Here is a 12,975-nt window from a genome sequence, read left to right as displayed (position 1 = left end):
TGATCCGCACCTACGCAATCTGGGCGGCAGTTATCGCCGCTCTTACCGTGCCGTTGGCTGCGGCGGCGAACAGCCCCCTCTTGGCGTGGCGCGATCCGGTTTACATCGTGGCCGGGTTCGCCGGGGTCCTGAGCATGGGCTTTTTGCTGTTGCAACCAGTGTTGGTGGGGCGATACCTGCCGGGGTTATCCCCTTTGACCAGCCGCCTTTGCCACCGATGGGTCGGCGTCGTGCTGATCGTGGCCATTCTGGTCCATGTCGGTGGGTTGTGGATCACCAGCCCTCCGGACGTGGTGGATGCTTTGCTGTTTGTCTCACCGACGCCGTTTTCAGCATGGGGCGTCGTTGCAATGTGGGCGGCTTTTGCTGCCGCCACTATGGGCCTTTGCCGGCAACGCCTCGCCCTGCGGTTTAAGGTTTGGAGGCTGGGTCACACCGGGCTGGCCACTGTCACCATCGTCGGCAGTGTCGTACATGCCATGCTGATCGAGGGCACGATGGAGATCATGACAAAGACCGCCTTGTGTACGTTGGTTCTTTTGGCGAGCGCCCGAACGCTCGCCAAATTGCGGGTGTGGGATATCCGGCGCCGTAGTTAGGCGCCCAGACACCAGCGCATCACCGCCTTTTGCGCGTGCAGACGGTTTTCAGCCTCGTCAAAGATAACCGAGTTGGGGCCGTCCATGACCTCGGATGTTGCCTCTTCCTCGCGGTGCGCGGGGAGGCAGTGCATGAACAACGCGTCGGGTTTGGCGTGGGACATCAACTCGGTATTCACCTGATAAGGCCGCAGTAGGTTGTGCCGACGTTCTTTGGCCGATTGGGAATCGTGCATCGAAACCCAGGTGTCAGCGACCACCAGATCAGCGCCCTCAACGGCTTTGAACGGGTCACGTTCCACCACGATTTTCGACCCCTTCTGGCGGGCGAAACCCATGAACTCTTCCTCAGGATCGAACTGAGCTGGTCCGGTGAAGGTCAGGTCAAAGCCGAACTGACCGGCCGCATGCAGGAACGAGGCGCAGACATTGTTGCCATCGCCGGTCCAGACCACTTTCTTGCCTTTGATCGGTCCACGATGCTCCTCGAACGTCAGAACGTCGGCCATGATCTGACAGGGATGGGTGCGATCAGTCAGGCCGTTGATCACCGGCACGTCGGAATATTCAGCCATCTCGGTCAGGATCGTCTCATCAAAAGTCCGGATCATGATCATGTCGACATAGCGCGACAGCACACGGGCCGTATCGGCGATTGTTTCGCCGTGACCCAGCTGCATATCCTTTCCGGACAGCACCATAGTCTGCCCGCCCATCTGGCGAACGCCAACATCAAAAGACACACGGGTCCGGGTCGAAGGTTTTTCAAAGATCAGTGCAACCATGCGATCCTTGAGTGGCTGGTCGTCGTCCGGTGCGGCCTTGGGACGGCCGAGACGTGCCTGTTTCATGGCGCCTGCCTGGTCAATCATGGTCCGCAGATCACCTGCGTCGGTTTTGTGAATATCGAGGAAGTGGTTCATATCGTTTCGCTTTTGATTTGTGAGATACCGGGGCACGGCCCCCGACATCCGGAATTTTTTGAAAAGATGTAGATCAGGCGCTGGCGAGGTTGGCTTCAACCTGTTTAGCGGTTTTATCGAGGCGGATCATGGCCTGGGCGATGTCATCCTCGGTCAGGGTCAATGCCGGCAGCAAACGGATGACGTTGTCAGCGGCGGGGACGGTGATGACCTCATTGTCATAGCCCGCATTCACCACGTCGGTATTGGTCGGCTTGCATTTCAGGCCCAACATCAGGCCGGTGCCGCGCACTTCTTCAAACACCTCGGGGTGTTCAGCGATCAGACCTTCAAGTTTCTGACGCAGCATACCTGCCTTACGGTTAACGCCTTCAAGGAAAGCGGGTGTGGCCACTTGGTCAATCACTGCGCAGCCTACGGCACAGCCCAACGGGTTACCGCCATAGGTCGAGCCATGCGTGCCTGCGGTCATACCGCTCGCGGCGTTTTCCGTTGCCAGCACCGCGCCCAGAGGGAAGCCTCCGCCGATGCCCTTGGCGACCATCATGATATCGGGGGTAATACCCGCCCATTCATGGGCAAACAACTTGCCTGTCCGCCCGACGCCGCACTGCACCTCGTCAAGGATCAGCAGCAGATCGTGTTCGTCGCAGATCTGGCGTAGCGCTTTAAGTTCTGCATCAGGGACAGGACGGATACCACCTTCGCCCTGAACCGGTTCGATCATAATCGCCGCAGTATTATCGGTAATCGCATTTGTGACGCCGTCGAGGTCTCCGAACGTGACATGCACGAAGCCGGGCAAAAGCGGGCCAAAGCCTTTGGTCATCTTCTCGGATCCGGCAGCGGCGATACCGGCAGAGGACCGGCCGTGGAACGAGCCGTCGAAGGTGATGATCTCAACCCGCTCGGGCTGACCTTTGTCATAGAAATACTTGCGGGCCATCTTCACGGCCAGTTCGCAGGATTCCGTGCCAGAGTTCGTGAAGAACACCGTATCGGCAAAGGTGTGTTCGACCAGCTTGTCGGCCAACGCCTGCTGCTGCGGGATGTGGTAAAGGTTCGAGACATGCCACAGCAAGTGCGCTTGCTCGGTCAGCGCATTGACCAGCGCCGGATGGGCGTGGCCCAGCGCGTTCACCGCGATCCCGGCGCCAAGATCCAGAAAACGTCGGCCATCCGCCTCAGTCAGCCAGGCGCCTTCGCCCTTCACAAACGTCAGGGGCGCGCGGTTATAGGTCGGCAGAACGGACGGGATCATCGGATCATCCTTTTCAGATAAGTTAAGCCCTGTGAGTGATACACATAGCCCATGTTCGTCAACAGATTTGGTGGAGTTTGCGCGGTTTTACAGCGCGCAATTGATCAAACAGGCCGGTTACGCTGTAAAGCGTCGGCGTCGGAGTCGCAGGATATGTGCGTGTTTGATCATGCCGGGCGTATAACGGGGCGCAGGGCGTCTGAAAACCCCGAAATTTGTGCGTTGTGAAATTTCACTTCGAGACTGTGCGTTTACGCTTGCCATTTACGGCGCGCTAACGCACCGCTGGTCCATGACACCTGCACGCCAGAATCCAGCCCTTGCGGCCCTGTTGATCGTCGTTGCCAGTGGTTTTATTGCCAGCACTACGCTGCTGGCCAAGGCGCTGGGGACCGATACACTGGGCCCGGCGCTGCATCCGATGCAGATCAGCCATGGGCGGTTCATGTTTGCCTTTCTTGCGATCATCAGCGCGGTGGGCATCCTGCGCCCTCGCCTCAGCCGCCCTCATTGGGGGTTGCACATAGGCCGGACAAGCTTTGGCTGGGTGGGGATTACACTGATGTTCGCCTCGGTCGCGTTCATCCCAATTGCTGATGCCACTGCGATTTCGTTTCTGAACCCAGTCTTTGCCATGGTTCTGGCGATTCCGCTGCTGAAAGAAGGAGTCGGCCCGTGGCGCTGGCTGGCAGCGGCAGTTGCTCTGACCGGGGCTTTGATCCTGCTGCGCCCGACACCGGCAAGTTTTCAGCCCGCAGCCCTGCTGGCCCTGACGGCGGCAGCGGTGATCGGGATGGAGCTGATCTTCATCAAGAAACTCTCGGGCCGGGAAATCCCGATCCAGATTCTGCTGATCAACAATGCAATGGGGCTGACCATCGCATCGGTTGCAGTAAGCTTTGTCTTCCACATGCCCACGCCACAACAATGGGCAGCACTGGTCGGAATCGGCGTGCTGATGGCATGCGCGCAAGCCTGTTTCGTCAACGGGATGGCGCGGGCGGATGCCTCATTCGTGGCGCCAATCAGCTATGCCACGCTGATCTTCGCCGCCTTCTACGACTTTGCCGTCTTTGGCGTGATCCCGGATGTCATCAGCCAAATCGGCTCGACCATCATTCTGACCGGCGGTCTGATCCTGGTCTGGCGCGAGGCGCGACAGCGTCAGGCCTTGAGCCGATAACCGGTCCGCAGCATCTGCCAGGTGGCAGCCCCAACCACGATCGTCGCACCTGCGCAGACAGCCATACCCAGCCAGGGAGAGCTATCGGACACCCCAATCATCCCGTAACGAAGCCCGTCGATCAGGTAAAACACCGGGTTCACGTGACTGAGGCGGTTGAGAATCGGGGGCAGCGCTTCGACCGAGTAGAAGGTGCCCGAAAGGAAGGCCAGCGGCGTGACGATGAAATTGGTGATCGCCGCCATCTGGTCAAACTTATTTGCGAATATCCCCGCAAACAGGCCCAGAGCGCCCATAAAAGCACCACCAAGAACCACAAAGATCAGCGCAATCAGTAGGTTCTGCGGCACCAGCCCCAACACCAGAGCCAGCGCGACCGCTACGACGCAGGCAATCAAAACGCCGCGCACGATACCCCCTGCTAAGTAACCCAGCAAGATTTCCAGCGGCGACAGCGGCGGCATCAGTGTATCAACGATATTGCCCTGCACCTTGGCAATCACCATCGAAGACGAGGTATTGGCAAAGGCGTTCTGGATCACCGTCATCATCATGATACCCGGGGCCAGAAAGGTTAGGAACGGCACCCCCATCACGTCTGACCGGCTGGGGCCAATGGCGATATTGAAAATCAGCAGAAACAGCCCCGCTGTCACCAACGGCGCCAGCAAAGTCTGCGTCCACACCGCCAGAAAGCGCAGAGTCTCGCGTTGGGCCAGTGTATAAAGACCCATCCAGTTGACCGCTCCGAAACGGTGTTCGTTCTGCTCAAAGGGAATCTGCATCATCTGACCTCAACCTGATTCGAAGACCGCTTGTAACTCGGTCCGCAGTGATTAAAATAGGGGGCTAAGACGAATTCCCAAGGCGGCCCGAATCCGGGGCCGCTTTCCGCTTTTGAAAGGCAAATGATGTCCTGGACTGACGAGCGCGTAGAACTGCTGAAGAAAATGTGGGGCGAAGGCCAGTCGGCCAGCCAGATCGCAAAGGAACTGGGCGGAGTGACCCGCAATGCCGTGATCGGTAAGGTACACCGTCTGGGCCTGTCGAACCGCGCCACGGGTGCGACGCCCGCCAAGGCCGAGCCGAAGGAAAAACCGGCACCCGCGCCCAAGGCCGAAGCCAAACCTAAACCCGCGCCCAAGACCGAACCAGCCCGCCCGACCCCTGCCCCGGCGGCTGAAGCGAAACCTGCCGTTCCGGCCCGCCGCCAGATCATCCCTGCCGGCCAGCCGCTGCCGCCACAACCCTCGGCCAATGAAATCAGCCCCGAGGCTCTGGCCAAAGTCAATGAGGTCGAGAAGAAGGCGAAGAAGTTGACGCTGATGGAACTGACCGAGAAAACCTGCAAATGGCCCGTCGGCGACCCCGCGACCGAGGATTTCTGGTTCTGCGGCCTTCCTGTTGAGGCTGGCAAACCTTATTGCGAGGCTCATGTCGGCGTAGCCTTCCAGCCCATGAGCTCGCGCCGCGACCGGCGGCGGTAAGGACCCATGCGCCAGGATCCAACCGCGATGGAGGATACCTGGCTGACCCGGGCAAAACGCCTGTTGGCGCTGGCTGAAACCGGCCAGCATTTCACCAAAGACCCTTTTGACCGTGAACGCTATGACGAGATCGCTGGGATGGCCCGTGCCATGCTGGCTGATCTGGGGCGAGTTCCGTTGTCGCGGATCGAGGGGCTGATCTCTGGCCATGCGGGTGGCTATGCCACACCCAGCATCGACATTCGTGGTGCAGTGATCCGCGACGGACGCATTTTGCTGGTCCGCGAGCGCAGCGACGGGAAATGGGCCATGCCGGGTGGGTTCGCGGATATCGGCAGTTCACCGGCTGAAAATATCGAGCGAGAGGTTTGGGAAGAGGCCGGGCTACGCGTCCGCGCTAGGAGCTTATACGCGCTGCGCCACAAGGCGCGCCATCCTTATCCAGCTGATGCACGAGATTTCTACAAGCTGTTCTTTTTGTGCGATGTAAACGGCGTGCAAATCCCGCGATCGGGTTCCGAAACCAGTGAAGCCGCCTTTTTTACATTAGACGCACTGCCCGAGTTGTCTTCGACACGGAATATACAGGCCGACATATCAGCCGCATTTCGTGCCCATACGTCAGGACATGCTCAAACCTTTTTCGACTGACTCACTGCGCCGGATGTGAGGGCACATCCGGCATCGGTACCCAACCCGGCAGATCGTCAAGCGATACTGAGGCATGCAGATGTTCGGATTGGTCACCTCCGACCTTCCGATGTTTACGCAGCAAGAAGATCTTGCCCCAACCGCGCCAGGTTCCAACCGAAGGCGCAGTGGTCGAGGTGGGGAAACGGTCGCGCCACCCTTCTGGCAGCGGCAAGCCGTGTATCTCGGCCTTATCCAGCATCCAGATCAGAGAAATGTTGCTCAGCGGGCGTGCCTCTTCGTATCCGTTTAATTGCCCGCCGACATCCCCGTGGGTGCCACGAAACCAGACCTGTTGGACGTGGCCTTTAAATTCTGGTGTGCACTTCCACAGAACCGGCTCATACACTTCTCGGGTCTCGTCCAGCGCCATGGCGTGATACCCGTGGCGGGTCGCCGGGCCCAGCTGATGATTGTGGAATGCGTGCTTATCCTCGGCCCAACGCCAGAGCAGCGGCAACCTCAAACCCAGTGCTTTAACCGTGTCCCACACGCCGATCATTTCGATGGAAATTCCCTCATGGCAAAACTGGCGACGGAAATCGTAGGCCGCCGGGCCATTGGGATTGCACTCGTAATGGCGATAGGCCTGCTTGATGTTACGCTCCGTCGCATATTCGGCCTTGAGCAGACCGATCATGTCGATCACCCCGGCAAGGCTGCGCACGCCATAAGCGCCACGCGAATAGCCGATGAAAAAGATCCGGTCACCGGGTTTGTAGCGTGACGCCAAATAGCCGTAAGCGCGGCGGATCTGCCTGTTGATCCCACGCCCCATCATGACATCCAACGAAGTTTTCCAGCTTTCCCACTGCACCCCTGACTCGTAGAAAACCGAAACCTCACTACCCATTTCGCGGCACAGGCGATAGGTTTGGCCTGCGTGGGTCTCAAACCCCGGTTCAAGTGTCGACATGGTGCCGTCAAGGATGATGACATGGCTGACGGGCTCGCGGTGCAGCGTCTCGGCTGAGTGTTCGGACCGCAGAGGCCGTCCAAGCCACCCCAGTACCTTTTTAGTCAGCCGCGACAGATCCATGCGTCAGCAATTCCCAAACTCTAAGGGGTGTGAATGGCATATCTGCCTGTCGCACCCCGTGATCCCAAAGCGCGTCCTGAACCGCGTTTGCCACTGCGGCCAGCGCGCCCACGGTACCGGCCTCTCCGCATCCTTTCATACCCATCGGGTTGGTAGTTGACGGAACCGGCGCCGAGGTAAACTTAATCATGGGTATCTCGGCCGCGTGGGGCAAGGCATAGTCCATCAACGAAGCCGTGAGCAGTTGCCCCTGTGCATCATATACGACACGCTCGCTCAGGGCTTGACCTATACCTTGCGCCACACCGCCATGCACCTGCCCTTCAGCCAGCATCGGGTTGATAAGATTGCCAAAATCGTCAACCACCGTATAGCGGTCCACCCAAGTCTCACCGGTGTAAGAATCAATAACAATTTCGGCAACATGCGCGCCATTGGGGAAACTGCGCGCGTCCAACGTGATGCGCGCCTCGTGCCGCAACAGGTCAGTGCGGCCATCAGTGCGCGCCATCTCAGCCGCTTCGGTCAGTGTCGGTGTCAGGTTCGATCCGGGCGCGCGGAATGTTTCGTGATCAAAACTCACGTCGGCCTCCTCCACCCCCATTTTATCAGCGAGATAGGGCGTGAATGCGGCGATCATGACGTCGATTGTCGCTAGCGTGGCCGTGTTTTGCACCGTGACCGAACGCGACCCGCCAGTGCCGCCCCCATTGGGCAGTTGATCGCTGTCCCCCTGAATGACGTTGATCTGATCCATGGGAATACCTGTCTGATCCGACAGAAACTGGGTGTAAGCCGTCTCGTGCCCTTGTCCGTTCGATTGGGTGCCCACACACAGGTTCACGGTGCCATCCTCACAGAACTCGACCTTCGCGTTCTCGGACGGGTCTCCCAGAATACTTTCGATGTAGTAACAGAGGCCTTGCCCCCGGATCAGGCCACGTTCTGCATCAATAGCTTTACGGTCGGCAAAACCTTGAACCTGCTCGCCCGCGCGGGACAAGACCATGTTGAAATCACCGACATCATAGGTTTCTCCGGTCGCAGTCTTGTAGGGAAACGCTTCGGGGCGGATGAAGTTCTTGCGCCGCAGCTCCCACGGGTCAACGCCCAGTTCACGCGCCGCCCGGTCCATGACGCGTTCTAGGACATAGATGGCCTCGGGCCGTCCCGCCCCACGATAAGCATCGACCTGAGTGGTGTTGGTGTAAAAGCCTTCGACCCGAAGATAGGTGGTCTGCACATCATAAGCCCCCATCAGCACCTTGCTGAACAGGTTGGTCTGAATGGCCTGCCCGAAATGACTGTTGTAGGCGCCCAGATTTACCTTGCTGTGGACTCGGTAGGCAGTGATCCTGTGATCTTCGTCAAAGGCCAGTTCAGCCAACGAGGTCAGGTCGCGTCCGTGATGATCAGAAAGCATCGCCTCGGACCGGTCTGACATCCAGTGGACAGGCTGTTGCAGTTTCATCGCTGCAACGGAAACACAGAAATATTCGGGATATGGCATCACCTTCATGCCGAACCCACCGCCCACGTCCGGAGTGGTAACGCGGATCAGCTCTGGCTCTAGCTGTAGTTTCTGCGCCAATTGTCCCCGCATGGCCCAGACACCCTGACCTCCATACGCGAAATGCAATCGACCATCGGCCCAAGAGGCCTGGCAGCCACGCGGTTCGATCGAAGTGATAATCGCCCGGTTGTCTGCCACGCTCAGTTGAACCTTGTGCGCAGCGGCCTGAAAAGCGGCCTCAGTTGCGGCTTCATCGCCCATCCCCCAGTCAAAAGCGCGGTTCTCCGGGGCGTCGGAGTGCAGCGGTTCACCGCCCGCATCGACATCCAGCTTGGCAGGCAGGTCCTCGGATTCCATCCAGATCAGCTCAACTGCGTCCTGTGCCTGCATCGCGGTCTCAGCGATCACCACAGCAACCGGTTCGCCGACAAAACGCACGCGATCTTTGGCCAACATATGTCGCTCAGGGTCCGTTGCACGCGAACCGTCCCGGTTGGAAACGATGGTAGCATTCAACTTTGTGTCTATACCTGCCGCCAAAAGATCGTCGAATGTCAGGACCAACTTCACCCCGTCAGCGGCCTGAGCAGCCTCGACGTCCACCGAGGTGATCTTGGCATGGGCGACAGGACTGCGAAAGAAGGCGGCAAAAAGCGCATTCTCGGGAATGGCGTCGTCGATATACCGCCCCTGCCCTGTTAGAAACCGTTGATCCTCAGTTCGTTTGACGGACTGGCTTGTACCGAATTTTTCCATGGGGCTGCCCTCTCACTCCACTTCTTCGCCGACGTTAGTTTGCGCATATGCGATGTCCAGTTACTTACTGGGAATTTCAGTTTCCACCTGCGTTACAGTTCAGTAGCGTCGCCGCCATGACCCAGCGTATCAGCGCGTTGATGCTTATTTCAAAGCACGTTTTGCACAAGCCGGATAGCACAGGCACTCTTTCCCTTCCTGCACGCATTCGCTATTGCAATCGCTGACCCGAGATTGATGACGCAGGACGAACCCATGGCGATGGAAAAGACATTCAACGCGGCCGAGGCCGAGGCCCGCATTTACAAAGCCTGGGAACAGGCCGGAGCCTTCAAGGCAGGCGCAAACAAATCGCGCGACGAAAGCTTTACCATTATGATCCCGCCGCCCAACGTGACGGGCGCCTTGCATGTGGGCCATGCGTTCAACAACACACTTCAGGATATCCTGACCCGCTGGCACCGTATGCGCGGCTTCGACACCCTGTGGCAACCCGGTCAGGACCACGCAGGCATCGCCACGCAAATGCAGGTAGAAAAGATGCTGGCCGCAACCCAGCAGCCAGGTCGGCGCGAACTGGGGCGTGAAGCGTTTCTGGACAAGGTCTGGGAATGGAAAGGCGAATACGGCGGCACGATCATCGAGCAGCTCAAGCGTTTGGGCTCCTCCTGCGACTGGTCGCGTAACGCCTTCACCATGGCGGGCGCACCGCGCGATCCGCGAACGGGGCATGAGAACTCGGCCAACTTCCACGACGCGGTCATCAAGGTCTTCGTCGACATGTACGAAAAGGGCCTGATCTATCGCGGCAAGCGACTGGTCAACTGGGACCCGCATTTCGAAACGGCGATCTCGGATCTTGAGGTCGAGAATATCGAAGTCGCGGGCCACATGTGGCACTTCAAATACCCGCTGGCCGATGGTGAGACCTACACTTACGTCGAAAAGGACGAGGACGGGAACGTCGTCCTCGAGGAAGAGCGCGATTACATCTCAATCGCCACGACCCGCCCCGAAACAATGCTGGGCGACGGTGCAGTTGCGGTTCATCCGTCTGATGAACGGTATGCTCCAATTGTTGGCAAACTCTGCGAAATCCCAGTTGGTCCGAAAGAGCACCGCCGTCAGATCCCGATCATCACCGATGAATACCCCGACCCCGATTTCGGCTCGGGCGCGGTGAAGATCACCGGGGCGCACGATTTCAACGACTATCAGGTCGCCAAGCGCGGCGGCATTCCGCTGTTTCGCCTGATGGATACGAGCGGTCACATGCGGGCCGACGGCGCGCCTTACGCGAACGAGGCGTACAAAGCCGGACAATACGCACGTGGTCAGTCCTTTACCGAGAGTGAGATTGACGCAATCAATCTGGTGCCAGATCACCTGCGCGGGCTGGACCGGTTCGAGGCGCGCGCGAAAGTGATCGAGGAGATTACCAACGACGGCCTGGCCGTCATGACCCGCGCGGATGACCCGCGTCTGGGTTCGACCGCGCTGAAGCCTGACCACGAGGACGCGGACAAGGCGGTTCCGCTGGTCGAATCCAAGCCGATCATGCAGCCTTTTGGCGACCGCTCGAAGGTTGTCATTGAGCCAATGCTGACCGACCAGTGGTTCGTAGATGCTGAAAAGGTCGTCGGCCCCGCGCTGGATGCAGTCAAGGACGGCACCGTCAAGATCATCCCCGAGTCAGGCGAGAAGACCTACTATCACTGGCTGGAGAACATCGAGCCCTGGTGTATCTCGCGCCAATTGTGGTGGGGACACCAAATTCCGGTTTGGTATGGTCTCAATCTATCCGCAGACGATTTCATGGACGAGAATGACGGAGAGCTTGATCTGGTCGAGCTCGGCCGCTTGCTGAACGAAGGCGGCATGCTGCACCGTGGCAATGTCATGGAATGTGCACCAAACTTTGACACCGTTGTCGACAAGTTCCTGGACGACAATGCCAACATCCCCAGCCCGCTGAGCCACGCGACTGTTGTCGAGGTAGCCGACAAGCACGAGGCGATCCATCAGTTTGCGGAAAGTTTGGCCCAATTTGCCGTCGAACAGGACCCGACCAGGCTGGTCTACCCGGTCTGGCGCGACCCCGACGTCCTCGACACCTGGTTCTCCTCCGGCCTCTGGCCCATCGGCACGCTGGGCTGGCCCGAACAGACCGAGGAGTTGGAACGCTACTTCCCCACGGACGTTCTGATCACCGGCTTCGACATCCTGTTCTTCTGGGTCGCCCGTATGATGATGATGCAACTGGCCGTGGTCGATCAGATCCCGTTCCACACCGTCTACCTGCACCAGCTCGTCCGCGACGAGAAGGGCAAGAAGATGTCCAAAACCACCGGCAACGTCATCGACCCGCTGGAGATCGTGGACGAATTCGGCGCCGATGCGCTGCGGTTCACCAATGCCTCAATGGCGGCGATTGGCGGCGTGCTGAAACTGTCGCGCGAACGCATCACCGGTTACCGCAATTTCGGCACCAAACTGTGGAACGCCGTCCGCTTTGCCGAGATGAACGAGGTCTTCACCGACGCCGTTCCGCAACTGAACGTGGCCGATCTGAAACCGAAAGCTGCCGTAAACCGCTGGATCATTGGCGAAACCGCCCGTGTGCGGGAAGAGGTTGATGCGGCTTTGGAAAGCTATCGCTTCAACGATGCCGCCAACGGTCTGTACGCCTTTGTCTGGGGCAAGGTCTGCGACTGGTACGTGGAACTGTCCAAACCGCTGCTGCAGGGCGACGATGCTGAGGCTCAGGCCGAAACTCGCGCCACCATGCGCTGGGTTCTGGATCAGTGCATGGTCCTGCTGCACCCGATCATGCCCTTCATCACCGAAGAACTCTGGGGCCTGACCGGCACCCGGGCGAAAATGGTCGTCCACGCCGACTGGCCAACTTACGCCGCCGCCGACCTGATTGACGCCGATGCGGATCGTGAGATGAACTGGGTGATCTCGGTGATCGAGAACACCCGCTCGGCCCGCGCGCAAATGCGCGTACCGGCTGGCCTCTACGTGCCGATGCTGGTGACCGAGATCGACGCCAACGGCCAGGCCGCATGGGACCGCAACGAGGCGCTGATCAAGCGTCTGGCGCGGATCGACAGCCTGACAAAAGCGGATGAGTTGCCAAAGGGCACCATCTCGATCGCCGCGCCTGGTGCCTCTTTCGGCCTGCCGCTGGCAGATATCATCGATATCGGCGCGGAAAAAGAACGGCTGGAGAAAGCAATGGGCAAGCTGGCCAAAGAGCTTGGTGGTCTGCGTGGGCGTCTGAACAACCCCAAATTCGTGGCCTCGGCCCCGGAAGAGGTTGTCGCGGAGGCCAAGGCCAACCTCGCCGCCCGCGAAGAGGAAGAGGCAAAGCTGAACGAGGCGCTGGCCCGTCTGGCCGAAATCGCCTGATCTACATCTTTCTCGGATGCTCAAATTTCAAACCCCGCCGCGCATACAACGGCGGGGTTTTCTCTTGCGATCAAGTCGCTTGCACCCACCAGCAAACCGTTGTTAGCAAG

Annotated in this window: 10 protein-coding genes; 5 read left to right on the top strand and 5 right to left on the bottom strand. The window is 59.0% G+C overall.

Annotated features, from left to right (window positions below):
- The first annotated feature begins 2 nt into the window (after positions 1-2).
- Positions 3-599, top strand: a complete 597-nt coding sequence (locus ABLN94_RS11605) for a ferric reductase-like transmembrane domain-containing protein (RefSeq protein ID WP_417750519.1) — start codon at positions 3-5, stop codon at positions 597-599.
- Here the strand turns inward: ABLN94_RS11605 and argF are convergent.
- Positions 596-1,522: an ornithine carbamoyltransferase gene (argF, locus tag ABLN94_RS11600; protein WP_352992523.1), complete on the bottom strand. Its 927-nt coding sequence runs from the start codon at positions 1,520-1,522 to the stop codon at positions 596-598. The genes ABLN94_RS11605 and argF overlap by 4 nt on opposite strands.
- A gap of 73 nt (positions 1,523-1,595) precedes the next feature.
- The gene (locus tag ABLN94_RS11595) at positions 1,596-2,783 is read right to left on the bottom strand and encodes an aspartate aminotransferase family protein (RefSeq protein ID WP_352992522.1); all 1,188 of its coding nucleotides are present in this window, start codon (positions 2,781-2,783) and stop codon (positions 1,596-1,598) included.
- 292 nt (positions 2,784-3,075) lie between these two features.
- Here ABLN94_RS11595 and ABLN94_RS11590 point away from each other — a divergent pair, with 292 nt between their 5' ends.
- A complete protein-coding gene (locus ABLN94_RS11590) occupies positions 3,076-3,966 on the top strand; it encodes a DMT family transporter (RefSeq protein ID WP_352992520.1) in 891 nt (296 codons plus the stop codon).
- Here ABLN94_RS11590 and ABLN94_RS11585 read toward each other — a convergent pair.
- A complete protein-coding gene (locus tag ABLN94_RS11585) occupies positions 3,948-4,751 on the bottom strand; it encodes an ABC transporter permease (RefSeq protein ID WP_352992627.1) in 804 nt (267 codons plus the stop codon). The genes ABLN94_RS11590 and ABLN94_RS11585 overlap by 19 nt on opposite strands.
- A 126-nt stretch (positions 4,752-4,877) precedes the next feature.
- Between ABLN94_RS11585 and ABLN94_RS11580 the strand changes: the two genes are divergently transcribed.
- Positions 4,878-5,453 (top strand): GcrA family cell cycle regulator, encoded by a 576-nt coding sequence (locus ABLN94_RS11580; protein ID WP_352992625.1) that lies wholly within the window; start codon positions 4,878-4,880, stop codon positions 5,451-5,453.
- 6 nt (positions 5,454-5,459) lie between these two features.
- Positions 5,460-6,104 (top strand): NUDIX hydrolase, encoded by a 645-nt coding sequence (locus ABLN94_RS11575; protein ID WP_352992519.1) that lies wholly within the window; start codon positions 5,460-5,462, stop codon positions 6,102-6,104.
- A gap of 1 nt (position 6,105) precedes the next feature.
- On the opposite strand, the gene ABLN94_RS11570 is transcribed toward ABLN94_RS11575, so the two are convergent.
- Positions 6,106-7,182, bottom strand: coding sequence for a DUF2235 domain-containing protein (locus tag ABLN94_RS11570; protein WP_352992517.1), 1,077 nt, complete (start codon positions 7,180-7,182; stop codon positions 6,106-6,108).
- Entirely contained in the window at positions 7,160-9,451 is a 2,292-nt protein-coding gene (locus ABLN94_RS11565; RefSeq protein ID WP_352992515.1) for a xanthine dehydrogenase family protein molybdopterin-binding subunit, read from the bottom strand. The genes ABLN94_RS11570 and ABLN94_RS11565 overlap by 23 nt, the downstream gene beginning before the upstream one ends.
- 255 nt (positions 9,452-9,706) lie before the next feature.
- On the opposite strand from ABLN94_RS11565, the gene ABLN94_RS11560 reads away from it, so the two are divergent.
- On the top strand, positions 9,707-12,865 hold the full coding sequence (locus ABLN94_RS11560; RefSeq protein WP_352992513.1) for a valine--tRNA ligase: 3,159 nt from the start codon (positions 9,707-9,709) through the stop codon (positions 12,863-12,865).
- Positions 12,866-12,975 lie beyond the last annotated feature (110 nt).

Source organism: Ruegeria sp. SCP11 (genome assembly GCF_040329455.1).
In the GTDB taxonomy this organism is placed as follows: domain Bacteria; phylum Pseudomonadota; class Alphaproteobacteria; order Rhodobacterales; family Rhodobacteraceae; genus Ruegeria; species Ruegeria atlantica_E.
Note: the sequence above shows the minus strand (reverse complement) of the source record. Positions and strands in the feature narration are given on the sequence as shown.

Coding starts and splice junctions, on each gene's coding strand:
- argF (WP_352992523.1), bottom strand. CDS start 1,522: ATGAACCACTTCCTCGATATTCACAAAACCGACGCAGGTGATCTGCGG.
- ABLN94_RS11595 (WP_352992522.1), bottom strand. CDS start 2,783: ATGATCCCGTCCGTTCTGCCGACCTATAACCGCGCGCCCCTGACGTTT.
- ABLN94_RS11590 (WP_352992520.1), top strand. CDS start 3,076: ATGACACCTGCACGCCAGAATCCAGCCCTTGCGGCCCTGTTGATCGTC.
- ABLN94_RS11585 (WP_352992627.1), bottom strand. CDS start 4,751: ATGCAGATTCCCTTTGAGCAGAACGAACACCGTTTCGGAGCGGTCAAC.
- ABLN94_RS11580 (WP_352992625.1), top strand. CDS start 4,878: ATGTCCTGGACTGACGAGCGCGTAGAACTGCTGAAGAAAATGTGGGGC.
- ABLN94_RS11575 (WP_352992519.1), top strand. CDS start 5,460: ATGCGCCAGGATCCAACCGCGATGGAGGATACCTGGCTGACCCGGGCA.
- ABLN94_RS11570 (WP_352992517.1), bottom strand. CDS start 7,182: ATGGATCTGTCGCGGCTGACTAAAAAGGTACTGGGGTGGCTTGGACGG.
- ABLN94_RS11565 (WP_352992515.1), bottom strand. CDS start 9,451: ATGGAAAAATTCGGTACAAGCCAGTCCGTCAAACGAACTGAGGATCAA.
- ABLN94_RS11560 (WP_352992513.1), top strand. CDS start 9,707: ATGGCGATGGAAAAGACATTCAACGCGGCCGAGGCCGAGGCCCGCATT.